The sequence below is a fragment of the Candidatus Omnitrophota bacterium genome (assembly GCA_040755155.1).
Lineage (GTDB): Bacteria > Hinthialibacterota > Hinthialibacteria > Hinthialibacterales > Hinthialibacteraceae > JBFMBP01.
The window spans coordinates 13,356-39,115 of record JBFMBP010000098.1 but is presented as its reverse complement, the minus strand read 5'-3'; the positions used below and the strand labels follow the sequence as shown (position 1 = coordinate 39,115).

Genomic DNA, 25,760 nt, shown 5'->3' with positions numbered 1-25,760 from the left:
TTGATAGGTATTGGTATTACCATTCATTACGCATCGCTCTTTGAATTTTCACGCTGTCTTCTTTTAGAACATCCAAGTCGGCTAAGCATCCAGCCATTTTCTTCAAATTCTTCAGAGAACTTTTTGTTTTGGCTTTTGCGAGCATCTGTTGTTTCAGCAAATCCAAGGCCTTAGCCACCGCCTCATCCGGCGTTCGGCAAAGTCCTTCTCCAATCCATTGTTTAATAGTATGCTCCGCTTCCGGCGTTAAATGAATATCCATGATTTAACATCCTTCAAGCGTCGATTAAGGACTACTTGGCTTTCCCCTGGTTGGCGACGGCTTGCATTTTCTTCTTCAATTCTTCCGCATCGCCTAAATAATAGGATTTGATCGGCTTCAGATCGTCATCCAACTCATAAATCAGCGGGATGCCGGTGGGGATGTTAAGTTCGAGGATGTCTTTTTCCGAAACGTTGTCCAGATGCTTCACCAGACCGCGCAGACTGTTGCCGTGGGCGGCGATAATCACTCTTTTTCCGGCGTTGACGCTGGGGACGATGACGTCAAACCAATAGGGAAGAAAACGGTCGATGGTCAGTTTCAAACTTTCGGTGGTGGGCAATTCTTCAGGTTTCAGGTTGGCGTAGCGGCGATCTTTGCCGGGGAAGCGATCATCCGTCTTTTCTAATTCCGGGGGTGGAACATCATAACTACGGCGCCAGATTTTCACTTGGTCGTCGCCGTACTTGGCCGCCGTCTCCGCCTTGTTGAGGCCTTGCAGTGCGCCGTAATGGCGCTCGTTGAGCCTCCAACTGCGATGAACGTCGATCCACATCTGGTCGATTTCGTCCAGGGCGATCCACAATGTGCGGATGGCGCGTTTGAGAACGGAAGTATAAGCGATGTCGAATTGGTAGCCGCCTTCGCGCAGCAGGCGCCCGGCTTCATTGGCTTCCGCTAGTCCTTTTTCCGATAGATCGACATCGGTCCAACCGGTGAATTTATTTTCCTGATTCCATACGCTTTCGCCATGCCGAAGCAATACGATTTTCTTCATTCCTCTTGCTCCACGATAGTTATGAATGAAATGGCAATTCGTTAATCTCTATGAACACTGAAGAAAACATTCTCGCCTGCGAAAAGGAATTCGTCAAGCGGAAAGGATAGCGGGAGGAAGACGGATATGCCGAATCTTCCAGCAAGGAAATTTCAGCGCCAAAAAGCCGTTTTCTCACTCCCTAAAACGTACAAGAAGACTCGAATGCGAGATAAGTTAGGATGGATCGTATCATTTTGACAAAAGGAAGAAGAGAAAAATCCAATGCACATGTCATGATTGCGCCAAAATGGCCTATTATAGAACGATTCAGGTTTAAAAAAGGGAACAATAAAGAAATCGGTGAAGAAAGGAAAAAGGACATATCGTTTGAAAAACAGTTACATGGTTACTTGTTTGTATCTTGTCCCGATACATATTTTAAATAAAACAATATATAAAATTGATAATTTACCCAAGATAAGTTGACGAATCGGGTGGAATAGAGATAATAATAAAACAAAACTATTGTTGGCGTTGTGTTGGCCTATAAATTGCTTATTAATAAAATTGAAAAAGAAGTCGATAACAAATATGACAAATATGCAAAATTATTTATTGAAATTTTGTTTGACGGCAAAGTCGTTGTAGAATATAAGCAAGGGTTCGTTCCGGCATCGACCGGATGCGACGCCCCCAAAAGGAGTTCTCATCATGTATATACGTGAGCAGAAATCCCCTTTCCAAGGTAAAAAACCGTGCGAGAGTTTCCTCTCTCCGCTGGCGGGAGATAAAAAAACTTGCGGCGCGCCGAGAGAAGACTGGAAACCCGCTGTGGATATCATTGAGAACGCCGAATGTTTCGTCATCGAAATGGACCTGCCAGGGATCGACGCCGATCGGCTGATCGTGGAAACAGGCGAGGATTTTATGGTCGTCCGCGGCGAGAAAAAGAAGACGGACGAGCGGCCTTTCGTGGCGGCGAACCGGTTGGAGCGAGGCTTCGGCGCGTTTGAACGAAGCATATCGCTGCCCGTGGCTATCGTGAGCGAAGCGATAACCACTACTTACGAGAACGGCGTAATGACGATTCATCTTCCCAAAAAAGAAATATCCGTTCCTAAAACGATCAAGATCGATTTCATCAATTAAGGCCGCAGAGAATGAATCCCGGCGTCGATTGCGCCGGATGGAAACAAAAACAAGATATTCAACGCCGTGCGCTTTTCAGAATTCCTTCCCTCCCTATCATGACTAAGGGCGGCTTTGCAGCCGCCCGCTTTGTTTTGTACGAATGACGTTTCCGCAGAGGAATAAAGGTTTGGTAATGGTTGATTTAAATGAACTTATAATCCATCACCCTAATCCTCTCCCAAAGGGCGTCTGGGAATGTAATTGCATAATAAAATCACAATTTAAGTTTTGGATCTATCGTCAGGTTGGATTTCATCATTTCATCCCAAGTTACCATACGTTCTTCATAAGCTGCGATGCGACCTAATATGCAAGTCAGAGTGCTTTCGGCGGCTTGCAGGGTTTCGTTGGCGTAGTTGCCGCTTTTAACGCTTTCGATGAAGGTAGTAACTTTACGTTCTTCCGTACCGCCCAGCAGATCGGTATTTTCCGATTGCCAGGATTTGTCGCCGGTGATTTCGGCGTTGCCAGTATAAGGCGTATTGGCGGTTCCACGGGTTCCGAAGATGCGCTCGCGGCAATCGCCCCATCCCCGTAGAAATTGGGACGAGCTGAAATCGATGCGCACATCATTGGGATACCAGAAGATGCAGATGAAGTGATCCCAGCAGTCGCCTATATCGACGCGGGCTTTGCGTCCGCCGGTTCCGAAAGCTTTAACGGGATGGTTTTGCAGATACCAGTTGCATACATCGATAACATGGACGTTCTGTTCGACGATGATGTCGCCGGAAAGAGCTTTGTCGAATACCCAATTGCGCAGCCGGTTTTCCTCTTCCGTCGCGTTGGGCAGGTTGCGTCCGCCAAGACGGCCGGCATGGTAATTGACCATGCCGCTGACGGGATCGCCGATATCGCCTTGATGGACGCGATTTACGGCTTCCTGAAATTCCAGGCTGAAGCGGATTTGGAAGCCAATCATCATGCTCTTTTTTCCATTCGCTTTGCGTCCAGCCTCGATCACTTTCTTGACGCCCGCCACGTCGGCGCCCGCTGGCTTCTCCATGTAAATATGCTTACCCGCATTGACCGCCGCTTCGAAATGGATGGGGTGGAAATAGACGGGGCTAGTGATGAGAACCATGTCAATATCGTCTATAGCCAAAACGTCTTCGTAAGATTTCATGCCTTTGAATAGTTTGGAGGCTTCGATTTCAGGTTGGCCCTTTTCTTTCAAGCGGCCATCGAGAGTGTTTTTCGTCGATTGCAGACGGTCTTCGAAGTAATCGGCCAGAGCGATGAAGCGCGTATCCGTCATGCGGACGAACACGCCGGCATCGTGCGTCCCACGGCCGCCGCATCCGATAAGACCCGCTTGGATGAGGGAATTGGCTGGGGCGCCGAATACGGATTCCGGCTTGACCAACATTAAACCAGCGCCTGCGGAGGCGGCTTTCATGAATCCGCGCCGGGGCAGCGTGTGAGGGGCGTTCTTTTTATTCATAGCGGTTCTCCAAAGGTTTGATGGATAAATATCCCCAACATCATAATGGAAAAAGGGGGAGAAAAGAAAGCCTTCGCAATATCCTTAAAGGGACATAATGAATTTTGGATTCTTCACAGAGCGAGACCGAAATCGTAGAGGAGAATCATGCGGGGCGGAGGAAGAGGAGGAGAGCGCGGGATATTTTTTAAGATGGTTTTGCGGACCGAATAGCAAATCGCCCTCCGTCTCTTCGGCGCGGAGAACGAAATCGGAATGGCCGATGACGATCATTTTGCGCGGTCCGGGAATCACCGATTTCACCCAACTGCGGAATTCGACGGGATCGTGTTCGGGAATATACGCGGTGATTTCCAATAGCGTATTGGGCCGGAGGGGAATGTGAATTTCGTAGTAGGAAGGAATAACGACGATCAGCCCCATTTTATCCACATCGATCAAATGGCCCCAAAGCAGGGCGTCTGGATATTGGATATACTTCAACAGCAGGCGCGAGCCGGGCGGCAGCTGCTTGGTGGAATGGATCGTCTCCGCGGGCTTAAGTCTATAGCCGAAGAGTTTTTCCCGGATGTTTTGGATCATCAAACGACGGAATTTTTTATACATTGAGAATACGGCTCTTTCGAAGCGATCCTGTTCCGTTAAGATGCGGCTTAGGGGATGGATATTGTTTTTCGAGGCGGCGAGTTTCAAATAATTCGCTTCTCTATTGGACAGATGGAATCGATGCGCTAAGGAATAAAACAGGCGTAGTTCTTTGGTTGCGCTTCGCCGGAATAGAATATAGTCGATAATAATCCAAAGCAAAAATACGGCGATGACGGCAAAAGTGAATCCGATGAGGAAGGGAAAGACCGCTTCCAGAGATTGGGTAGGGTGAAACAATTGGAATGGAAACTGGTACATGATTTCACGCCCCCCTTCTCTATTTATTTAATGTGCAGTTGTCTTCAACTAAATTATAAGCAAAAAACGTACCTTTTATTCAATGTTTTTATCTAGTTGATTTTATTGCATATATATCTACATGTTTTACGAATAGATGAACTAGAATTGCCAAATTGGCCGCTCGTCAGTTCTTTTTTTTCTAGGATTTTATTTGAAAAGTATTCGATTTTGATAAATCTGCGTCAGTGGTTTTCAAGACTGGAGCGTGATAAAATGAAGGCTATTCCCTTATAAAACACGGAAATGGAACGGCATGATGAGTTCAAAAACGCCTCTTTACGATCATCATCTGGCGGAAAAAGGCCGGATGGTCGATTTCGCCGGCTGGGATATGCCGGTGCAATACGAATCCATCCCCTTGGAACATAAAGCAGTGCGGCGTTCGGCGGGCGTTTTCGACGTCGGCCACATGGGGCGCTTCTGGATCGAAGGCGGCGGAGCCGCCGATTCGCTGGAACGGCTGACCGCTTCGCGCATGAAAGACATGGAAATCGGGCAAGTGCGGTATACCGTCGTCTGCAATCCCGAAGGCGGCGTAAAGGACGATATTCTGGTAACGCGGCTAGGGGAAAATTGGTTCGTCGTTGTGGTTAATGCCTCCAACCGGAAAAAACTGCTGCCTTGGTTTCGGGAACATTTCGCCCCGAAGACGTTATTGGACGACTACACCTTGGAAACAGGCATGATCGCTGTTCAAGGGCCTGAAGCGGCGAAAATCGTGGAAAGCATGTTTCCCGGCGCCGATGAATTGGCTTACTACCACGCCCGCGATTTTAGCCAAGGAAAAGGAGAAATCATCGTCTCGCGCACGGGCTACACCGGCGAGGACGGCTTCGAAATCATCGCTCGCGATGACGAGACTTGCGATTTTTGGGATCGCGTCCGCGCGCTCGGCGCTCAACCGGCGGGACTGGGAGCGCGGGATACTCTGCGTCTGGAAATGGGCTATCCGCTGTACGGTCACGAGTTGACGGAAGAAATTACGCCGCTGGAGGCGGGCGTAGGCTGGGCGATTCATCTGGACAAAGAAGATTTCATCGGCCTGGCCGCTCTAAAAAAACAAAAAGAAACGGGCGTTCCCCGGAGGCGCATCGGCTTCCAGCTGGAAGAGAAAGGCATCCCCCGCGAGGGCTGCGCGCTCTACGCGGGAGAAATACCTATCGGCGCGGCGACCAGCGGCGGATTTTCCCCCACATTGGAAACGGGAATCGGCATGGGATTAGTGCAAGCGCAATATGTAAAAACGGATAATTTGTCCGTAGAAGTTCGTTCCAAGCGCCTAGCGGCGAAGATCGTTAAACCGCCTTTCGTAACCAAGCATGTAAAAGCGTGAAAAAGCGATGATCACCGAAATCGAGATCGAAGGCTTCAAGAGTTTCGGCTCTCCGCCGGAAAAAATCCGCTTGGGTCCGCTTAATTTCCTCGTCGGCGCCAACGCCTCGGGGAAGTCGAACCTGCTCTCGGCGCTGGAGTTTTTAAAACTGGCGGTGACGCACGATGTGAATTATGCCGTGAATGAGTTGGGAGGAGCGTTTAATCTAATTAATAGAACTGGATTGTCTCCGAATCGTCAACTTCGTTTGAGAATCGCCGCCGAATCGATAAAAGAAACGATAAAATATTTTGAATACGAATTTACATTGGATTTCGACAATAAAGAAAACGCTCCGATTATTGTCAACGAACAATTACGAACGAAAACGAATAGCGATAACAAGGAAGAAAAATTCGAATTTATAAGAAATAAAACGGAATTTACAATAACGGAATCTTCCTTATCCGATTTTTGGCCAAAAGGGAAAATCTATCTTCTCCCCGAAAATGATAAAGCAAGATTATTAGTAAGCGGCGTGGGAATACGATTATTATCTTCCATTCGATTCTTAATTGAACAATGGCGATTCTTTGATATTTCCCCTAACATTGCCCGGCATCCTATGCCGAGTTCAACATCAAACCTGCATCTTGGGAAAGAAGGGCAATATCTCGCCGATATTCTTCATGAGTGTTCCGAAACAATGCCCAAGGACAGTTTTGGATTCGGCGGCGCTGATCGTTTTCTTCAAGGATTTATCCCAGGATTCGATCGACTTGGTGAATTATATCTTTCGGAAGCCGACAGTCGTTCTTTTGAACTCATCGAAGATAATCTCACGGGAACGATTCGGCAATACGCCGCCGCCGACGGAGTCATCCGGCTTCTGGCCCTTTTTGCTATTGCTGAGTGGGTTGCCAAAAAAGGCTCCTTAATCATGATCGAAGAACCGGAAAACGGTTTGCATCCCTATCTGGCGGAACATATCGTGCAATTATTCCGAGAAGCCAGCGAAGATTTGGGAGCGCAATTCCTCATTACTACGCATAATCCTAATTTTATGAATTATCTGAATCCTGAAGAAATCATTTTATTTGCCAAGAATGAAGGACTTACGAAAACCAAACGAGCATCCAGCGTCGAAGATATTGAAATCTCTCTCAAATACTTCAGTTTAGGAGAACTCTGGGAGCAAGGCGCTCTAGGAGGCATTCCGTGATTATCGGCGTTGGCGTAGAGGGAAATTCCGACAAAGAATTTTACGAAAAAATATTATTTAGATATTTCCCTCAAATCATCTTTAAAGTTAGAAATTATAAAAACAAGCAAGAATTGATTAGTAAGACCCCTTCTTTCTGGGAGGAATGCTTGAATCGGAATTATAATGGTTGTTTTATTTTAGTGGATAGCCATGAACAAGCATGCATTTCAGAAGTAAGGATGTTGTTCAATAAAAACATTATCCACGAATGCAGAAAATCGATAGAAGAAAGAAATCTATTTATATGCGTTGTAATTCGCGGTCTGGAATCATGGCTTTTAGCCGATGACGGCGCTATCAAGAACTTATTTCCTTCCGCCAATTACGAACCTCCAGATGACACGGGTATAATTGATCCTAAAAAAACTCTTAAAAAAATCGATCTTAAACGCATTTACATATCCAATAAGACACTGTTGGCTAAACAGATCGCTGCAAAATTCAATCCCAACCGCGCAAAGCTGCATTCGCCCTCTTTCGCTTACTTTTGGGATTGCTTGCAAACGAAATTCAGACTAATTGAAAGTTAATTTATATCGGAAAGGACAGCAGCATGACGCCGCAGGATTTGAAGTATACGGAATCGCACGAATGGGTGCGGGTGGAGGGCGGCGCCGCCGCCGTGGGAATCACCCATTACGCGCAGGAGCAATTGACCGACATCGTCTTCGTGGAATTGCCGGAGATCGGGCGCAAGGTGGACGTCGGCGACGAATGCGCCGTGATCGAATCGTGCAAGGTGGCGGCGGAATTGTACGCCCCTATCGCGGGCGAGATCGTCGCCGTCAATACGGAATTGAACGATCATCCCGAAATCATCAACAAAGATCCCTTCGGCGCAGGCTGGATCGTGAAGATTCAAATGCTCGATCCCGCCGAACTCGACGAATTAATGGATGCAACGGCTTACGAATCCCACTTGGAAAATTCGTAACTCATATTTGAAGAAGGCAAGGACGGGTAGTTCTAGGTGGGCTACGCTTCGCTTTGAGCCCACCCTACGCGCTACGCACTGCTTGTCATTCGAGAAATAAGTATTTCTATTTAGGAGACGTTCATGGATTATATTCCCCATACTCCCTATGAGAGACGGGAGATGCTGGCGGCGGCGGGCTTGGCGACGGAGAATGACCTCTTCCGATCGATTCCCGCCGCTCTGCGCAATCCGGAGATACCCTTTCCAGCGCCGATGACGGAAATGGAAATCGCCGACGAGATGGAAGACTTGGCGCGCCGCAACGAAGGCCGCCGTATGGCCTCGTTTTTGGGAGGCGGCGCCTACCGCCATTTCATTCCCCAAGCGTTGAAATCGCTGCTGTCGCGCGGCGATTTCGTTACGGCGTATACTCCCTACCAAGCGGAAGCCAGCCAAGGAACGCTGCAATCCATCTACGAGTTCCAAACCCTCATGTGCCGTTTGACGGGGATGGAAGCGGCCAACGCTTCTATGTACGACGGCGCTTCGGCGCTGGCGGAAGCGGCTCTGATGGCCTGCCGTCTGACGCGCAAGGAGAAGATCGCCGTCTCCGCCGCCGCGAATCCTCACTACTGCCGCGTGTTGAATACTTACCTCGTTGCGGCGGGCATCGAAGTCGTCGAGATTCCGCATGACGGCGGCGCCACTTGCGCGGAAAGTCTTAAACGCATGGTGGATGCGTCATGCGCTGGCGTTTTTCTACAAAATCCCAATTATTTCGGCGTTGTGGAACCGATGGACTCGCTGAGCGCGGCGGCGAAGGAAGCGGGAGCGCTTTTGGGCGTCGCCGTTTACCCCATTTCGCTGGGATTACTCAAACCGCCGGGCGCATATAACGCGGATATCGTCCTCGGCGATTTGCAACCGTTGGGGATGCCGCTCAGTTTCGGCGGTCCATATGCGGGCTTTATCGCCTGCAAGGGAGAATACATTCGACAACTTCCCGGACGGCTTGCGGGACGCACAACGGACGCAGACGGCAAGACGGGCTACGTTCTGACTCTGCAAACGCGGGAGCAACATATCCGTCGGGCGAAGGCGACGTCCAACATCTGCACCAACCAAGCGTTGTGCGCGCTAGCTGCCGCGATGTATCTGTTCACGATGGGCGCGAGAGGATTGCAGCAAGCCGCCGAACGCAGCGTTCGCAACGCGCGCGCCTTGCAGGAACGGCTTTGCGGCGTAAAGGGTGTGCGATTGGCGTTTCAAAAACCTTTCTTCAACGAATTCGTTCTCGAATTGCCGATTCCTATCGAACATTTCTTGGCGAAAGCAAAGGAAGAACAAGTCGCGCCGGGAATTCGTTTGGCGCCAGGATTGGCTGGTGAAAAAGAAGCGCTGCTGGTCTGCGCTACGGAATTGACTCGCAAAGCGGATATGGAACGCTATGCGGAAATTCTCACAAAGGTTATGGAATAAAAAATCGCCCCTCACCCCAGCCCTCTCCCGATGGGCGAGGGAGAAGAGAACCGACGGGGTGGCAAAGGCAAGGTTTTTTCTGCCCTTGCGATATCCCTTCGACTTATGAGAAAACCATTGCTGGTTTTATCGGAAAGGAAAATACATGCCGCTTGACGCTTACGAACCGACGCTTTTTGAATTGGATCATGCTGGAGAAGGACGCGATTGGTTTCCCCGCGAATCGGAGGAGAAGCCGATCGAGGATTTATTGCCGCCGGAATGCCTCGCCGGGGCGCCCCCCCGCATTCCCGACGTGAGCGAATTGGAAGCTGTGCGCCATTATACGCGGCTGTCGCGTCGCAATTTCAGCATCGATAGCGGATTCTATCCCCTTGGCTCTTGCACGATGAAATACAATCCCAAAATCTGCGAAGCGATGGCGCAGTTGCCCGGCTTCGTCGATCTGCATCCCGAAATAGGAGCGGAGGCGGCGCAGGGGATATTATTCGTCATGGATGAAATCGCGCGATTTCTCGCCGATTTGACGGGGATGCAGCGAGTTACCATGAATCCCTGCGCCGGAGCGCACGGCGAATTTTGCGGGATGTTGATGGTGAGAGCGTACCATAAAGATCGAAAAGACCATCGCCAAACCGTACTGGTTCCCGATTCGGCGCATGGCACCAATCCCGCATCCGCCGCGATGGCGGGCTTCAAGATCGTCGAAGTGGCGTCCAACACTGAGGGCTGCGTCGATCTCGGCGACTTGAAGAAGAAACTCAATAACGATACCGCCGCCTTGATGATGACCAATCCCAATACGCTGGGAATTTTCGAAAAGGATATTGTGGAGATTGCGCGCTTGGCGCACGAGGCGGGAGCGCTGCTCTATTACGACGGCGCCAATCTCAACGCTATCGCGGGCGTTACGCGCCCTGGCGATATGGGCTTCGACGTGGTGCACATCAATCTGCATAAAACATTTTCTACGCCCCATGGCAGCGGCGGGCCAGGAAGCGGTCCCGTAGGCGTAGGAGAGAAATTGCTGCCCTTCCTGCCGATTCCCGTCATCGAGAAAAAGGCGAATTCCTATACCCTGAATTACGAGTATGAAAAGAGCATAGGCCAGCTTTCCACCTTTTTCGGCAATGTGGGAATCGTTCTGCGCGCTTACGTCTACATGCGACTGCATGGCATAGAAGGCATCCGAAAAAACAGCAACAATGCCGTTCTCAACGCGCGGTATCTCAAATCGAAATTCGAAAAGATAATCCCGCCCGCCATGCAAGGCGATTGCATGCACGAATTCGTTCTAACCATGAAAAATAAAGAACGCTTCGGCGATTTGACGGCGATGGCATTCGCCAAGAACCTGCTTGATCTCGGCTTTCATGCGCCGACCGTCTATTTTCCGCTGATCGTCAAGGAAGCGCTAATGATCGAGCCGACGGAGACGGAATCAAAGCGTACGCTCGACGAATTCGCGGATGCGGCGGCGCAGGTATTGAAGAATTACGAAAACGATCAGAAGCGAGTTTTGAGTGCGCCGCATACAATGCCGGTGCGCAAGCTGGACGAAGTGAAGGCGGCTCGCCAACCTGATTTGATTTTTAAAGATTAATACCAAACACCTTTGAATTTACCGCTAATAAAAATCCCTCATCCTGGAGGGGAGCGGTTAGGTGTGCGCTGATATTAATAGACTTATTATTCCCTCACCTAATCCCTCTCCCAGAGGGACTGAAGTTTGGCTATTGCGAAGCAAAGAAAACAGCGGAAGAGATGGAGTTTTGGCATTTCTGGGGCTTCGCGCCGCAGGAGGAGCGCGTAGAGAAGCCGGAGAAATTGCGCCGCATGCCCAAGCCCCAAACTAGTAAACAGCCAAACTCCAGCAAGAGGATGGAAGCCTCTTCTGCTCTCACTCCGTTTACTTCGAACGTTTGGTTACGCTATGCGAGGACGGCATCGAAAGCGACGACGGCATAAGATGCGACGACTGGAATTCATGCAGCGAAACCGTCCAAGGCGCGCGCATCCGATGCCGAAGAATGTGCCGAATGGCGCTGGCCGAGCCTCCGAAGGAAGCGTCGTCGAAGCCGCCGGATAAGCTGAGCATCTCTTCGAATTTCTCTTCCATGATAGACCATTCTTCGTCTGTGGCGTCGCTGGGACGCGATGGGGGCAGCATGATGCGGTTGGAGCGGACCAAAACGCGATAGGTTCCGTCTCCGCGCTTGAACGCCAGTTCAAACTCATACTCTGGTCCGGATTCGAGGGTGATATACCAGCTTCCGGCGTCGAGAAGAATGGGAATTTCCTGGAGGAATTTCCCTTCGGCGTTATAGATGCGCAAAACGGGAACGGCGACGTCGAAAAACCACTCCCCTTCTTCACGCAAAATCGCCTCTCGGCTTTCGTCCGTAATCTCCCAATAGACGAATGCCCAATGGGGATCGCGGGGAAGAGCCAGAAGCAGGGTTTTACCGTACGCGCGGGGAAGATCGGGGCCTTCCTCCCCAACCCAGACACGGGAAGGTTCCAAAGGAACGGGCGGCTTTTCCTTCTCCGGCATGGGAGAAGTGACGGATTTGCCGATTGGCTGTTTTACCGCTGGAACCTCTTTCTTTTTTGATTTTTTGGCCGGCTCCGTTACGGCGGGATGGGGAGACTTTTTGCCATTGACGCCGTTTTCCAACAATGGCGCCACATCCGTTTCCTTTTTGGCTAGCGCTCTTACAAGTTCCGATTTCGTCATAGTGCTTCGTCCTGGAATCTTGATTCGTTGTGCGACGCGATATAGCGCCGCCTTAGTCATCTGCGCCAGATATTTGAAAAAATTCGTCCCTTTATTTGGGGGAGATGGAGACTTGGGAGACATGATCTCTCCTTTTCTTTTGGTTCAATCATAACTTATTATAGTTTATATTTTATTAAAGTACAAAAAACGTACCATAAATATAGGGTGGTATTGGGGGTTTTGGGGTGATCTATCGATCAAATTTTGCATGAATGAGGACAGGTTGTCCCAAAAATGAGACAATGGCGGATAAAAAAGAAGAAATCCGCCTTGGAGAAAATTTTAGATTCAAACGCTTATACCTCTCTTGCCATAACGGATGAGAACGCCAATCGTTATGATAATCATCGATTATTTTGGAAAACAAAGCGAACCGTTGGGCAAGAAGAGGAAAACCATCCCACTATTTTTTGTCTTCTAAGAGGTTTTCCTTGTTTGCCGTGAACGCCTCTGTTATATTTATTACCGACTGCGGTCTCTTCTAGTTCGTCCGATCCCCTTGGAAAACGCTTGAATTTCGTTATCGCGTTCCAAAGGACCGCATGACATTGAATTCGCCGCGAAAGATAAAATCCAGCCTCGAGGGATCGAATCGTTCTACTTATGGAATGGTATCACTTTTTCCTATTATTCTTTGAGGGTTTTCTCCTCTCCCTCCTATTAACTCCCCTCATGAGAAGATTGGCGCCCGTTTTGGGCTTTCTCGATCACCCCGGGGAACGCAAGGTGCATCACAATCCCAAGCCGCTGTTGGGCGGCGCGGCGATTTTTTTCGCTTTTCTCATCGCCGTAGCCGGCGACCTCTCGATCTTGAATTGGATTCTTAAAAGCGATATTTCCCAAGCGAACTGGTGGGGACGCCATTGGTCCGATCTCTCCTATTTCGCCGCTGGTTCCGGACGCGTGATGCGGGAATTGATCGGGCTTTTGAGCGGCGGAGCGATTTTATTTGTTCTCGGCTTGATTGACGACCGATTTGGAATGAGTCCTCTCGTCAAATTGGCCGGACAGATCGTTGCGGCGATTATTCTTTATTATTGCAATATACAGATCGCCCTTTTCATCGATCACGCCTTTATCAACTTCGCCGTCACTCTCTTTTGGATCGTTCTCATCACCAACGCTTTCAACCTGTTAGACAATATGGACGGCTTATCGGGCGGCGTAGCCGTGATCGCTTTGGTTTTATTGGGCATCTCGACGCTCTTGGTCGGGCGGCAGGTATTCATGTCCTCCATCGCGTTCACGCTGGCGGGATGCATCGCTGGATTCTTGCGCTATAATCTGAATCCCTCCAGCATCTTCATGGGCGACGCGGGATCGTTGGTAGTGGGATACATGGTCGCCGCCCTGACGGTGCAATCGACGTTCTACCAAACGGGAACGGAAAACGCGACGGGTTGGGCGGTGGCAATGCCGGCGGTGATTTTAGCCGTACCCATCTTCGATACGCTCTCCGTGATTCTGATCCGACTCAAAAACGGCAAGCCGATTTACGTGGGCGATAAAAATCATTTCTCCCACCGCCTCGTAGCATTGGGGATGAGCCACCGGCGGGCCGTCTTTTTTATCCACTTGGTGACGTTATGCGTCGGCAGCGCCGCGCTGGTGCTGCCCATCATCAACAAGCCGTTCGGCGCCTACGTCGTCTTGACGCAAACGATTATCTTTTTCGTTATCATTGCCATGCTGGAGCATATTCGGAACAATAACAATCACTCTAAATAATCAGGAAAATGGTGGGCTACGCTTCGCTTTGAACCCATCTATGCATCTGTTAATTTTCATTATAGGGAATATTGGGCAAGATTTGCATTCCGTGCGAAACCAACAAAACGATAATTGTTTGCTGTTCGATTTTATAAACAATGCGGTAATTATGATAAATCAATTCCCGAATTGAGGGTTGATTAAATTCGGGAACGACGCGCCCAAGTTGGGGATAATTCTTCAGTATTTCAAGAGAATGTAGAATCCCTTCCGCCAAACGTCCTGCATAATATTCCGAATCGGCCGCTATATAATCTACGATAGATTCTAAACTATCGATGCCTCGTTGCGTCCAGCGTATTTTCATTGTGGAATCCATTTAGATAATCTTATCTTGGCTTCCTCGTGAGAAATCGTCTTGCCTTCTTCGATTTGCTTGAGACTTCGATCCACCGATTGCTTGAAGTAAATTTGGGCCATAATCTCGTCATAATCGGCGTCATCAGGCATCGTTTGAATCAATTCGATAATTTCTTGCTTCTTACTTGTCATAGCTATTCCTCTTCTATCGATTTTAGTTATTTAAATTTTAGCATAATTTTATTGAGATGATTTTTATAAATCCCGATTGGTGGAATGACGTACGAACAATACGCAGGATATCTTTCTCTTGTACATTCAAGCATCCTGGACACTTGATTCGGATAATTTTATTGTTACAAAAACATGATTAAGAAGCCTTAACCCCTTCCTTCATCATGCAGCATTTTTTGTATTTTTTGCCGCTGCCGCAGGGGCAGGGATCGTTGCGTTGGATTTTCGCGGCTCTTTTTACGGGGGCGGGGCCGCTGGAAGCTCCGTCGCTGCGGTTCGTGGCCATTGGCTGCGGCGCGGGCTGCATCCGCTGGCGGGGGTCTTCGCGGGAAATTTCGACGTGGAAAAAGCTGGAAACGCTCTGCTGTTGAATCCCTTCGTACATGCTTTCGAACATCTGAAAACCTTCCCGTTGATATTCCTGCAAGGGGTCTTTTTGGCCGTAGGCGCGCAAGCCGACGGATTCCTTAAGATGATCCATCGTATAGAGGTGTTCTTTCCATTTAGCGTCAACGGTGCGCAGCATGATGACGGACATGAGCCACTTGGAAAAATCTTCGCCGAATTTTTGCTTGCGTTCGTCGTATTTTTCCCGGACTTTCGCTTCGATTTGAGCGCGGATTTCCTCCCGCTTCATGCCGACGCCGATTTGCAGCCAATCGGCGACATCTTCGCCAAAGGGAATGACGAGATGAAAGAAGTTGCGCAGCTGGTTTTTTAAGTTATCCAATTCCCAACTGTCTTTATCGCGAGGATCGGCGATGGTGAGGCTGACGGCGTAGTCGATGACGTCGAGACACATGTTCCAAAAATAGGAATCGGGTTTTTCGCCGTGGAGCAAGTCCTGGCGGATGCCGTAGATAACCTCGCGCTGCTTGTTCATTACGTCGTCATATTTGAGGATGTGCTTGCGCATGTCAAAATGGTGGCCTTCGACGCGCTTCTGGGCGTTTTCGATGGCCTTAGTAACCATGCGGTGTTCGAGCACTTCGCCTTCGGCCATGCCGAAGCGTTCGGCGAGCGCTTTGATCTTCTCGCCGCCGAAAATGCGCATGAGATCGTCATCCAGGGAGAGGAAGAAGCGCGAAGAGCCGGGATCGCCCTGGCGTCCAGCGCGTCCGCGCAACTGGTTGTCGATGCGGCGGCTTTCATGGCGTTCCGTGCCGATGATGTGTAATCCGCCAAGTCCGGCGACGCCCTCGCCTAGCTTAATGTCGGTGCCGCGTCCGGCCATGTTAGTGGCGATGGTGACGGCGCCGGGCTGTCCGGCTTCGGCGACGATTTCGGCCTCCTTTTCATGATGTTTGGCGTTGAGGACGGTATGCTTGATTCCCCGGCGCTTGAGCATGGCGGAGACTTTTTCCGACTTTTCGATGGAGACCGTGCCTACGAGAGAAGGGCGTCCGCTTTCATGAGTTTGGACGATTTCCTCGATGAGGGCGGCGTATTTTTCTTTTTCGGTTTTATAGACGGCGTCGGGATGGTTGAGACGGGCGAGGGGACAGTTCGTAGGAATAACGATGACTTCAAGTTTGTAGATTTCCATAAATTCCGCTGCTTCGGTGTCGGCGGTGCCGGTCATGCCTGCAAGGACTTCGTAGAGCCGGAAATAGTTCTGAAAGGTGATCGTGGCCAGGGTTTGATTTTCGCGTTGGATTTTCAATCCCTCTTTGGCTTCAAGAGCCTGATGGAGGCCGTCGCTGTAGCGGCGTCCGGGCATCTTGCGCCCAGTGAATTCGTCGACGATGACCACTTCGCCGTTTTCTACCATATAGCGGTCGTCCCGCAGAAAGAGATAATGGGCGCGCAGCGATTGCTGGATGTGGTGAACGAGGTCGATATGCTGCTCGTCGTAGATGTTGACGTTGAGGATTTGCTGCACCTTCTCGCTGCCCTCTTCCGTGAGCATGACCACCTGGTCGCGTTCGTCGATGGTGAAATCCTTGTTTTTGACCAGGCGGCGGACGACGCGGTCAACAACGTAGTATTTGTCAGTGGATTCTTCGGCGGGACCGGAGATGATAAGCGGCGTTCGCGCCTCGTCGATGAGGATGCTGTCTACCTCGTCAACGATGCCATAATAGAGTCCTCGCTGGACGCAGTATTCCTTGGCGATGGCCATGTTGTCGCGCAGGTAGTCGAAGCCGAATTCGTTGTTGGTGCCATAAGTGATGTCGCAGCCATAGGCGGCTTGGCGCGCTTCCGGATCCAGATCGTGCTGGATAGTTCCCACAGTGAGGCCTAAAAACTCGTAAATCGGCCCCATCCATTCCCTGTCGCGGCGGGCGAGGTAGTCGTTGACAGTGACGATGTGGACGCCCTTACCCGTAAGGCCGCGCAAATACGCGGGAAGAGTGGCGACGAGCGTTTTGCCTTCGCCAGTGGCCATTTCAGCGATTTTCCCTTCCAAGAGAACCAAACCACCGACGAGCTGAACGTCGAAGTGGCGCATTCCCAGCGTTCTTTTAGACGCTTCGCGAACCACGGCGAAGGCTTCGGGAACAAGATCCATGATGGATTCGCCGTCTTGGAGGCGTTGACGAAAGATATCCGTCTGCTGGCGCAGTTCGCCGTCGGAAAGCCCGATTGTCCATTCCTCGAAATCGTTCACCGCCTGGACGAGAGGAGCATAGCGCCGCATATCGCGGTTTTGCTTGGTGCCGAATATTTTTTTCAATATAGCCGCAACGATAGACATGGTATTATCCTAATATTAAATTTTTATCTTGGGCGTTTTTTACTGAATGTATCGTACTTATTCGACTCTCGACGCTCAATGCGCGCCCCATTCACCCCGATAGAACGAATAGAAAGAGCGTCCGTTACGCAGTATGAACTTTATAGTTTAGCACGAATGTTTCATCATACGGATAAGCGCGACTTGTACTAATAACAACAAATCCCACCCGATATGGTTTGGGATGCTAAGGAGGAATATATGGGTAGAGCGGGCGTCCCGTCTGCATCAATAAGGCAGGCAAGACGCCTGCTTTACCCACTTTGAGAAAAACGATGTCGGGTATTTTAGTTAATGTTTAGTAAGTTTTCTTTTCTCAATGCCGTTGTCCAAAGCGGAGAGGCGTTGCTTCGTGCGCAATCATTTATGGATTTCACCCTCATTCCCGATTCGTCTTTATGATAAAGTTAGGCGGATTTGAGTGCTGTGAAATGGCGGTAGTCTTTTATAATAATCATAGGACGGTTGGAATATTATTCCAGCCTGATATTGACCGCGTAGAATATTGATGGCGGAAACGACGTAGAATTGGGGAAGGAATATAACGAATAATGAGTTCCATACACGGGATTCCGGTAGTGTTGTCAGGTCCTTCCGGCGTTGGCAAAGGGACGGTGGCTTCTTTGTTGATGGACATGGGATTAGATATGATTCGCTCCGTCTCTATGACGACGCGCCCGCCTCGGCCGGGAGAACAAGAAGGAATTGATTATTTCTTTACAACTCCCGCCGCCTTCGAAGAAGCCATCGATCGAGACCAACTGGTGGAATGGGCGAAAGTCTATCGGCATTATTACGGAACGCCGAAACATTTTTTGGAAAAGCAATTCGAATTGGGCCATGACGCGCTGTTGGATATCGACGTTCAAGGCGCCGCCGCCATCCTGACGTTATATCAAGACGGCATTTTCATCTACTTGCTGCCGCCTTCGCTGGAAGAATTGAGGCGCAGGCTGCATTCGCGCGCCAAGGGAGAAGGAGACGATTTGGAATTCCGCTTCAATCAGGCGCTGCGCGAAATGCGGTTTATTGAAATGTACGATTACGCCGTTATTAATGGCGATCCCCAACAGGCGGCGGAAGAATGCCGAGCCATCATTCAATCCAACCGGCTGCGGGTGGAACGGAGAAAACCCTGGCTGCAAGATTTGGGATTGCTTGTATGAACGCAAGAGCATTCCTGCCTTTTATACCAACCTGCATTGAGATTGTTGTTTTTAAAATTCCTCTCCCAAGATGGGGAGAGGTTAGGTGAGGGTTGATATTATTAGACTTATATTTCCCTCACCCTAACCCTCTCCCAAAGGGCGAGGGAATTTATAAGCAACTAACCTAAAGCAGACTGGTATTACTCATCAAAATATGGAATATCGGCTTGGATCGAAAACCATTCTCCCATGAGGGTGCGACAAGCGCGATTTTCCGAATCGACAATCGATCCATACTCCATTCTCCTATGATATGACAAATTCTTACACGATTTTTGAGACAATCTTCCCGCCTTATGTTAATACTAAAAGCAGGAGAATCTTTTATAATTGATAGATAGACCTTTTTCGCCGTCATGTTTTTTTCTTGTTATCGAGTCGAATAACGGCTGCACAGGCGCAAGCGGGAGGGAGGGCGAATCATGTTCGCAAAAACCTCATTTAACGTTATTTTAGAGAAATGCTTTATCCAAAGGACATTATTTCTGCTCGTGTTGCTTACTGGTTTTTGTGGATGGCCGCCGCTTGACATCCAGGCGCAAGACGAACTTCCCCCAAAAACTATTGACGATTCCCCTATCAAAACTTTTCGAGGACTGGGCGAGCTCAGCGCGGCGGCGTTTGCGCCCAACGGCACGCAGGTCGTCACCGTAGGCGATATCGGCGCCATCCTTTGGAATATCGACAAAGGAAACGCCGAGGCGGCGCAATGGTATAAAGGGCATAAGGATAAGATAAACGCCGTCGCCTTTTCTCCCAACGGTTCCCAATTGCTCTCGGGAAGCAACGACATGACCCTTCGGCTTTGGAATACTCAATCCGGCGAGAAAGTGGCCGTTTACGATAAGCACAGCTCGTATATTTCCGCCGTGGCTTTTTTGCCCGACGGCAGCCAAGCCGTAAGCGCCAGTCTCGATAATACGGCTAAGTTGTGGGATCTTAAAACCAACGAAGTCCTTTTCACTTACCGCGGCCACCTTGGAAACGTCAATGCCGTCGCCGTTTCCAAGGACGGCAAAAAAATCCTAACCGGCAGCAGCGATAATACGGCCAAATTGTGGGATGTCGAAAGCGCCGGACGAGTGAAAACTCTTTTCGGCCATACAGGCGCTGTCCGGGCCGTCGCTTTTGAACCGGGAGGCGATCGCGTATTGACGGGCGGCGGAGATAAAATCGCCATCCTTTGGAAAGCCATTACGGATGAAAATTCTCCTATAGAACGGGAGGTCGCTTTCGTCGGCCATACCGGCGCCGTGCTCGCCATCGCCATGTCTCCCGATAAAAAATGGGTGCTTACGGGCAGCGAGGATAAAACCGCCAAAATCTGGGATGCTGAAAAAGGAGAAGAATTCCGCGCCCTGATCGGTCATCGGAATCGAGTGCATACCGTCGCTTTTTCCAAGGACGGAATGCAAATCATGACCGCTAGTTCCGACGGCCGCATCTTAACTTGGGACATATCCGATCTTTATCCGAAAGAAGACGAGGAACCAACGGCTCCAATTCCGCAAGTCGGGGGCGGTTCGTTGGGCGCAGGGCCTGGCGAAACCGTAAAGGTCCCCATAGTGATTTACGATCTGGAAATGGCGAAGGCGTTTGGTTTTCAAGTCGAATACGACGCGAAATCTCTGGCGTTCGAAAACGAAGTCTCCATCGACAACACCGTAATCTCGTCTTGGGGATTGGCCGATGCTTTTGAAGATTCTCCCGGCCATCTCCAGGTTGTCGCCGTGGCACTCGCCGGCGATGACGCGGCGGGATCGGGATTTCTGATTTTTCTCACATTCAGAGTGTTGGATGAAGCCAAATCGGGAGAAACCCTCCTGCTCAATTTTACGAACTTTTCGGACGATCTATCGGGAGTTTCCTCAACGCCAGTCAAACTCTCCATCGGAAGCAAAGGCGATGTGGACGGCAATGGACAAATCACCTCGGCGGATGTGCAAATGGCTTTCGATTTAACCTTACGCCGTTTTACTAGCACGCCCTATCAAACATGGGCGGCGGATGCCAACAAGGACAATCGCGTTACCGCCGTCGACGTACAAATCATTTTCGAAGCGGCTTTGGGACGAATCGAGATAGAAGACCTGCCGGGAAAGAGCGCCGGACGAGTCCTTTCCGCCGCCGATAAAGTCGGCGTAACCAGCGTTGTGGGCCTTCCTGGAAAAGAAATCCTGGTTCCCATCCGCCTCGAACCCGCCTCGCCGATTACGTCCTTTCTAATCGATCTCGAATACGACCGTACCAAACTAACCTTTTTGGGCGCCAGTAAAGAAGGAACGCTGACGCAATCCTTCGGCCTCGCAGACGCCGTAGAAGTGGAGCCGGGGTTGATCCGCGTTTCGGCTGCGGCGTTGGGAATGGCGCCCGCGTCGTCGCCCGGCGACTTGATCCGCCTTCGCTTTCTGGCTTCCGAAGACGCCATCGGCAAAGCGGGTGTTGTTATCGTCGCCGTGGAAGACGATCTCCTCAACGCCGAAACCAGCGGCGGCGCCGTCGATTTCGACCTCGTTACAAGCATCGATTGGATGGTTTATGAATGATGAATGATGAGCCTCCCTACCGAGAAAAGGCACTCGGCGATTATAGGAAGAAAACGAAGTGTTTCAGATGATTCGTAGGGGGCGTCCCCTATGGCGCCCCTTGCGATGCTCTATTCATCCAACGAACTTTTTTTAGGAGCAATCCACCCACGGTTCGCGGGCTATATCAGGCGGAAACGGAGGGTGTTTCAGAAGAGAAGGGTGGATTGAGCTTCGCTTTGACCCCACCCAACAGAAAAGCGAATTCTTTTTCATCATTCATCATTCATCACTCATCATTTCAAGATATCCGCCGTATTATGATGAAACAAATAATGGAAAGAGGGGATCATGGAACACGATATCGCCGTCCGCGAAGTCCGCGTCGAATACGAAGATCACGCTTACCGCGCTCCCTTGAAATTCGGCGGCGTCGTTACCGACAAAGTCACATTGCTGAATGTCTACGCGCGAGTGAAAAATCGGGCGGGCAAAGAGATGGAGGGATTCGGTTCCATGCCTCTAGGCAACGTCTGGTCTTTCCCCACGAAAAAACATGCGTATTCGGAAACACTGGGCGCCATGAAAAAGTTAGCCGAGGAAATCCGCGCCGTCACACAGGATTACGATGAATTCGCTCATCCTGTCAGCATTAACCATGCGCAGGAGCCGCTCTATCTGCAAGCCGCCGGGCGCGTTTCCCAAGCCTGTTCCCTGCATGATCCCATTCCTAAACTCTGCGCTCTCGTCGTTGCCAGCGCTTTCGACGCCGCTCTTCACGACGCTTACGGCAAACTGTTGGGACTCAACGTCTTTTCGGTTTACGGCCACGAATATCTGCCCAGCGATCTATCCCATTTTCTCGACGAGCGATTCAAAGGCGAATATCTCTCTCAATACGTATCGGCAACTCCCAAACCCCGGATGCCTCTCTATCATCTCGTCGGCGCTGTCGATCCGCTTACAGAAACCGATATCCCTAAACGTTTGAACGACGGCTTGCCGGAAACGCTGGCGGAGTGGATCGAGGCCGACGGATTGACGCATCTTAAGATCAAATTGAACGGCGACAATTTGGAATGGGACGTCAACCGCGTGGCCGCCGTGGATCGCATCGCAGAAGAGACGCAGCGTCAGCGCGGCGTAGAACAATGGGTTTATTCGCTGGATTTCAACGAGCAATGCCGCAACGTCGATTATCTTATAGAGTTTCTCCGGCAAGTCGGCGAACGCGCTCCCCGCGCTTTGGATCGCGTTCAATACATCGAGCAGCCCACGGCGCGGGATTTGAAAGCCAATCCCAATAACAAGATGCACAAGGCGGCGGCCATCAAGCCCGTCGTCATCGACGAATCCCTTGTGGATTACGAAAGCCTGCTTTTGTCCCGCGAGTTGGGCTATAGCGGCGTCGCGCTCAAAGCCTGCAAAGGTCAGACGCAAGCTTGTCTCATGGGCGCCGCCGCACAGAAGTTCGGTCTCTTCCTCTGCGTACAAGACCTCACTTGTCCCGGCGCTTCTTTTCTCCATTCCGCCAGCCTGGCGGCGCATATCCCCACCATCGCCGCTATCGAAGGCAATGGCCGCCAGTATTGCCCATCCGCCAACCGGGGCTGGAAAGAGCGCTTTCCCGGCGTTTTTTCGGTTGCGAACGGGACCATCGACACAGCTTGTCTTAATGGCCCCGGCCTTGGCGCGGTTCCAGTATAATGAGTCGCGATGCGGCGAATTTATTCGAAAAAAATTTGATAGCGCTGGATTCCATCTATCCCAGCCTAGCGAAATTGTTGCGCGAGTACCCATCCGCCGACGAGCCTGAAATCGCTCCGCCATCCGAAGCGGCGGAAGAGTGGAATCCCGATGCGGACATTCATATCGTTTACCGCTTTTCGCATAGCCCCTTAGCCCGCCGCCTCTTCGACAGGCTGAATCTGGAAGAATTGCGCCGCGAACGCAATCGCCGCCTCCTGCTCATCGAAGACCGCCTCATACTTTTTCGGGATGATTTAATGAAAGAAGATTGGCGGCCGCTCGTCTTGGCGGATCATTGTTTATTTCTCGTCCATCATTCGTTCCAAGACGGGTTGCGCCGATTTCTTGCGCAATATCCTGATATCGCCTGGGGAACGATTCAATTTCATACGGGCGCCGATCGTCCGGAAGAGGCGATTCGATTCATCCAATCGCTTTTCAAATCCGCGAGAAACGCTCTCAGCCAGAACATAGAGCATTTTATAAACCTGCAAAATAAAAAAACCATGCCGCCCTATCCGCAAAATATCCGTTTCTTTGTCCCAGGACATAATTATCTTCAAGACGCCGCTATCCGCGCCTTGCGCCGCTTAGGGTATGGCTCCGATCGCTTGGCGTGGAAGAATCCTCTCTACCGCTTTACGCGCGCCACGGCTTGGATGAAGGATATGCAAGAGCAGGAAATCGACGCCGCCATCTTCCTCAATTCCACTCCAGCGATTTTCACCCGCGATTCCGCCCTGCAGCGGCTGCCCATTCACCGCGCCGCCTGGTTCGTCGACAATCCCCGCCGTTATGTCAGTGATCCATCCGATTTGGAGGGATGCGACGCCATTGGCGTATTCGACCGCACCTATATTCCCTATCTGCGCGCCCGTACTCAGGCGCCGATTCTCGAAGTGCGTACCGGATACGGCATAGAATTCAACGATCCCATTCCCCAGGATTCATCCATCGATATCGCTTTCGTGGGCGAATTGGGCGCGAATGGTTTTCTGCCGCTGGAACGCGGTTTTCTCCGCCTTGATCCAAATATAGTAACCACAACCAATACATTTCTTAAACAAATCGACATTACTCAGCCCATCGATCTTTCGCCCTTGGCGGAAAAAATATTCGCCGAGAAAGGCGTTGAGTATCGCGGCGCACTAGTGGACTATCTGGAAAACAAAGCGGCGGCGCTGCGGCGGCGCTACTTCTTAGAAGCGCTCGCGGATCAAGGATTGGCGATTTTCGGTGGCGAGGATTGGAGCAACGCCGAGTTCGCGGGGCCGCTGACCGCTTGCTTTGCGGGTAAGCGCCTAAACTATACCAGTGAGTTGCCCCGCCTTTACGCTTCGGCGAAGATCAACGTCAACCTTTTCCATCCCCAATGCGTCTCTGCGCCTAATCCCCGCGTCTACGACGTACTCGCCTGCGGCGGTTTCTTGCTTACTTCGTGGAATCCCGGCTTGGAAAACGAATTTACGGCGGGTGAAGATTTGGTTGTATTTCATACCAAAGAAGAATTGCGGAAACTGGCGGCTTATTACCTCGCCCATCCCGCCGAACGGCGCCGCATCGCCGAGAACGGACGCCGGAAGACGCTTGCGAAATGCGGGTACGATGGTAGAATGCAACAACTGTTATCTGCTCTAATTACAACTATAGGGGATTCTTATGTCTATCTTTGTCGATGAAAACACAAAAGTTATCGTACAGGGGATTACGGGAAAAGAAGGATCGTTTCACGCTGAGCAATGCCTCGCCTACGGGACCAAAATCGTAGGCGGCGTTACGCCCGGACGCGGGGGAACCGAGCATCTCGGCGTTCCCGTCTTCAACACGGCGGCGGATGCGGCGGCGAAAACCGGTGCGGACGCTTCCATCATCTTCGTTCCGCCTCCCTTCGCGGCGGACGCCGTCATGGAAGCGGCGGACGCGGGCGTCAGGCTTATCATTTGCATTACCGAAGGCATTCCCACTCTCGACATGGTCAAGACCAAGGAGTACATCAGCCGCCGTCCCTGCCGCATGATCGGCCCCAATTGTCCCGGAATCATCGCGCCGGGCAAATGCAAACTGGGCATCATGCCCGGTTTTGTGCATATGCAAGGCTGCATCGGCGTTGTTTCCCGCAGCGGCACCCTCACTTACGAAGCCGTCCAGCAAATCACCGACGTGAAACTCGGCCAATCCACCTGCATCGGCATCGGCGGCGATCCCGTCGTGGGAACCACGTTCGTCGATTGCCTGAAAGCCTTTAAGGATGACGATCAGACTAAAGGCGTCGTCATGATCGGCGAGATCGGCGGCTCCGCCGAAGAGGAAGCGGCGGACTACATCAAGAACGAATTCAACAAACCCGTCGTCGCCTTCATCGCCGGCAAAACCGCCCCTAAAGGGAAGCGCATGGGACACGCCGGAGCCATCATCGCCGGAGGCAAAGGCACGGCGGCGGAAAAAGAAGCCGCGCTGAAAGCGGCCGGCGCCCACGTCTGCGAAAGCCCGGCGGAAATCGGCGAACGGATGCTAAAAGCGCTAAGTTAATAGTTGTGTGGCAGGGAAGAAAGATCGATACTTGAACCGATGGATCGCCGTAGCCAAGGCTTCCCAATTCGCGCCTGGCTCCCAAACCTGCGCTGTTGTCGATGGGGCGGGCATCGCGGTTTTTAACGTAGACGGCGCCCTACACGCCATTGAAAACGCCTGCCCCCACGCTCATGCGCCTCTATCCGAAGGCTATGTAGAAGGAACTCATGTCGTCTGCCCTTGGCACGCCGCCGTCTTCGATCTCGCCACCGGCGAATTGATCGAAGGCCCCTGCCATCGCGGCGTCAAGCGATATAACGTCAAAACGGAGGGCGATGAGATTTTAGTGGAAATCCCCCAGGAATAAGAGA

The 25,760-nt window shown here is 50.9% G+C and carries 23 protein-coding genes; 15 read left to right on the top strand and 8 right to left on the bottom strand.

The features are described from left to right. Positions 1 to 16: 16 nt before the first annotated feature. Both AB1656_14700 and gpmA read right to left on the bottom strand, forming a co-directional pair. Positions 17 to 262 (bottom strand): hypothetical protein, encoded by a 246-nt coding sequence (locus AB1656_14700; GenBank protein ID MEW6236631.1) that lies wholly within the window; start codon positions 260 to 262, stop codon positions 17 to 19. A 31-nt stretch (positions 263 to 293) separates the two neighbouring features. Next, positions 294 to 1,040, bottom strand: a complete 747-nt coding sequence (gpmA, locus tag AB1656_14695; GenBank protein ID MEW6236630.1) for a 2,3-diphosphoglycerate-dependent phosphoglycerate mutase — start codon at positions 1,038 to 1,040, stop codon at positions 294 to 296. A 221-nt stretch (positions 1,041 to 1,261) separates the two neighbouring features. Between gpmA and AB1656_14690 the strand changes: the two genes are divergently transcribed. Continuing rightward, positions 1,262 to 1,468, top strand: coding sequence for a hypothetical protein (locus AB1656_14690; GenBank protein ID MEW6236629.1), 207 nt, complete (start codon positions 1,262 to 1,264; stop codon positions 1,466 to 1,468). Positions 1,469 to 1,733: 265 nt separating this feature from the next. After that, positions 1,734 to 2,171: an Hsp20/alpha crystallin family protein gene (locus AB1656_14685; GenBank protein ID MEW6236628.1), complete on the top strand. Its 438-nt coding sequence runs from the start codon at positions 1,734 to 1,736 to the stop codon at positions 2,169 to 2,171. Between the two features lie 256 nt (positions 2,172 to 2,427). On the opposite strand, the gene AB1656_14680 is transcribed toward AB1656_14685, so the two are convergent. Both AB1656_14680 and AB1656_14675 read right to left on the bottom strand, forming a co-directional pair. Beyond that, complete coding sequence (locus AB1656_14680) at positions 2,428 to 3,657, bottom strand: Gfo/Idh/MocA family oxidoreductase (protein MEW6236627.1); 1,230 nt, start codon at positions 3,655 to 3,657, stop codon at positions 2,428 to 2,430. An 84-nt stretch (positions 3,658 to 3,741) separates the two neighbouring features. Further along, positions 3,742 to 4,563, bottom strand: coding sequence for a hypothetical protein (locus tag AB1656_14675; protein MEW6236626.1), 822 nt, complete (start codon positions 4,561 to 4,563; stop codon positions 3,742 to 3,744). 295 nt (positions 4,564 to 4,858) lie between these two features. Between AB1656_14675 and gcvT the strand changes: the two genes are divergently transcribed. The 6 genes from gcvT (at position 4,859) to gcvPB (ending at position 11,179) form a co-directional block, all read left to right on the top strand. Continuing rightward, a complete protein-coding gene (gcvT, locus tag AB1656_14670; protein ID MEW6236625.1) occupies positions 4,859 to 5,938 on the top strand; it encodes a glycine cleavage system aminomethyltransferase GcvT in 1,080 nt (359 codons plus the stop codon). Between the two features lie 7 nt (positions 5,939 to 5,945). Continuing rightward, the gene (locus tag AB1656_14665; protein MEW6236624.1) at positions 5,946 to 7,139 is read left to right on the top strand and encodes an ATP-binding protein; all 1,194 of its coding nucleotides are present in this window, start codon (positions 5,946 to 5,948) and stop codon (positions 7,137 to 7,139) included. Continuing rightward, on the top strand, positions 7,136 to 7,711 hold the full coding sequence (locus AB1656_14660) for a DUF4276 family protein (protein ID MEW6236623.1): 576 nt from the start codon (positions 7,136 to 7,138) through the stop codon (positions 7,709 to 7,711). The genes AB1656_14665 and AB1656_14660 overlap by 4 nt, the downstream gene beginning before the upstream one ends. Positions 7,712 to 7,734: 23 nt before the next feature. Then, complete coding sequence (gene gcvH / locus AB1656_14655) at positions 7,735 to 8,115, top strand: glycine cleavage system protein GcvH (GenBank protein MEW6236622.1); 381 nt, start codon at positions 7,735 to 7,737, stop codon at positions 8,113 to 8,115. A 123-nt stretch (positions 8,116 to 8,238) separates the two neighbouring features. After that, positions 8,239 to 9,576 (top strand): aminomethyl-transferring glycine dehydrogenase subunit GcvPA, encoded by a 1,338-nt coding sequence (gene gcvPA / locus AB1656_14650; GenBank protein MEW6236621.1) that lies wholly within the window; start codon positions 8,239 to 8,241, stop codon positions 9,574 to 9,576. A 145-nt stretch (positions 9,577 to 9,721) separates the two neighbouring features. After that, entirely contained in the window at positions 9,722 to 11,179 is a 1,458-nt protein-coding gene (gene gcvPB, locus AB1656_14645; protein ID MEW6236620.1) for an aminomethyl-transferring glycine dehydrogenase subunit GcvPB, read from the top strand. Between the two features lie 306 nt (positions 11,180 to 11,485). Here the strand turns inward: gcvPB and AB1656_14640 are convergent, their stop codons facing one another. Beyond that, complete coding sequence (locus AB1656_14640; protein MEW6236619.1) at positions 11,486 to 12,436, bottom strand: DUF4912 domain-containing protein; 951 nt, start codon at positions 12,434 to 12,436, stop codon at positions 11,486 to 11,488. Between the two features lie 600 nt (positions 12,437 to 13,036). On the opposite strand from AB1656_14640, the gene AB1656_14635 reads away from it, so the two are divergent. After that, positions 13,037 to 14,083, top strand: a complete 1,047-nt coding sequence (locus tag AB1656_14635; GenBank protein MEW6236618.1) for an MraY family glycosyltransferase — start codon at positions 13,037 to 13,039, stop codon at positions 14,081 to 14,083. A 49-nt stretch (positions 14,084 to 14,132) separates the two neighbouring features. Here the strand turns inward: AB1656_14635 and AB1656_14630 are convergent, their stop codons facing one another. From AB1656_14630 to secA, 3 genes are all read right to left on the bottom strand, one after another. Further along, complete coding sequence (locus AB1656_14630) at positions 14,133 to 14,432, bottom strand: type II toxin-antitoxin system RelE/ParE family toxin (GenBank protein MEW6236617.1); 300 nt, start codon at positions 14,430 to 14,432, stop codon at positions 14,133 to 14,135. After that, positions 14,429 to 14,617: a hypothetical protein gene (locus tag AB1656_14625; protein MEW6236616.1), complete on the bottom strand. Its 189-nt coding sequence runs from the start codon at positions 14,615 to 14,617 to the stop codon at positions 14,429 to 14,431. Before AB1656_14625 ends, AB1656_14630 begins: the two co-directional genes overlap by 4 nt. 178 nt (positions 14,618 to 14,795) lie before the next feature. After that, entirely contained in the window at positions 14,796 to 17,357 is a 2,562-nt protein-coding gene (secA, locus tag AB1656_14620) for a preprotein translocase subunit SecA (protein ID MEW6236615.1), read from the bottom strand. A gap of 590 nt (positions 17,358 to 17,947) precedes the next feature. Between secA and gmk the strand changes: the two genes are divergently transcribed. From gmk to AB1656_14590, 6 genes are all read left to right on the top strand, one after another. Beyond that, positions 17,948 to 18,562, top strand: coding sequence for a guanylate kinase (gene gmk, locus AB1656_14615; GenBank protein ID MEW6236614.1), 615 nt, complete (start codon positions 17,948 to 17,950; stop codon positions 18,560 to 18,562). 464 nt (positions 18,563 to 19,026) lie between these two features. Further along, a complete protein-coding gene (locus tag AB1656_14610) occupies positions 19,027 to 21,150 on the top strand; it encodes a cohesin domain-containing protein (protein ID MEW6236613.1) in 2,124 nt (707 codons plus the stop codon). A 330-nt stretch (positions 21,151 to 21,480) separates the two neighbouring features. Further along, entirely contained in the window at positions 21,481 to 22,836 is a 1,356-nt protein-coding gene (locus AB1656_14605; protein ID MEW6236612.1) for a mandelate racemase/muconate lactonizing enzyme family protein, read from the top strand. Next, positions 22,836 to 24,557, top strand: coding sequence for a glycosyltransferase (locus AB1656_14600; protein MEW6236611.1), 1,722 nt, complete (start codon positions 22,836 to 22,838; stop codon positions 24,555 to 24,557). Before AB1656_14605 ends, AB1656_14600 begins: the two co-directional genes overlap by 1 nt. Continuing rightward, positions 24,538 to 25,407 carry a succinate--CoA ligase subunit alpha gene (gene sucD / locus AB1656_14595; protein MEW6236610.1) on the top strand — a complete coding sequence of 290 codons (870 nt, stop codon included), beginning with the start codon at positions 24,538 to 24,540 and terminating at the stop codon, positions 25,405 to 25,407. The genes AB1656_14600 and sucD overlap by 20 nt, the downstream gene beginning before the upstream one ends. Before the next feature lie 31 nt (positions 25,408 to 25,438). Beyond that, the gene (locus tag AB1656_14590) at positions 25,439 to 25,756 is read left to right on the top strand and encodes a Rieske (2Fe-2S) protein (protein MEW6236609.1); all 318 of its coding nucleotides are present in this window, start codon (positions 25,439 to 25,441) and stop codon (positions 25,754 to 25,756) included. Positions 25,757 to 25,760: the final 4 nt, after the last annotated feature.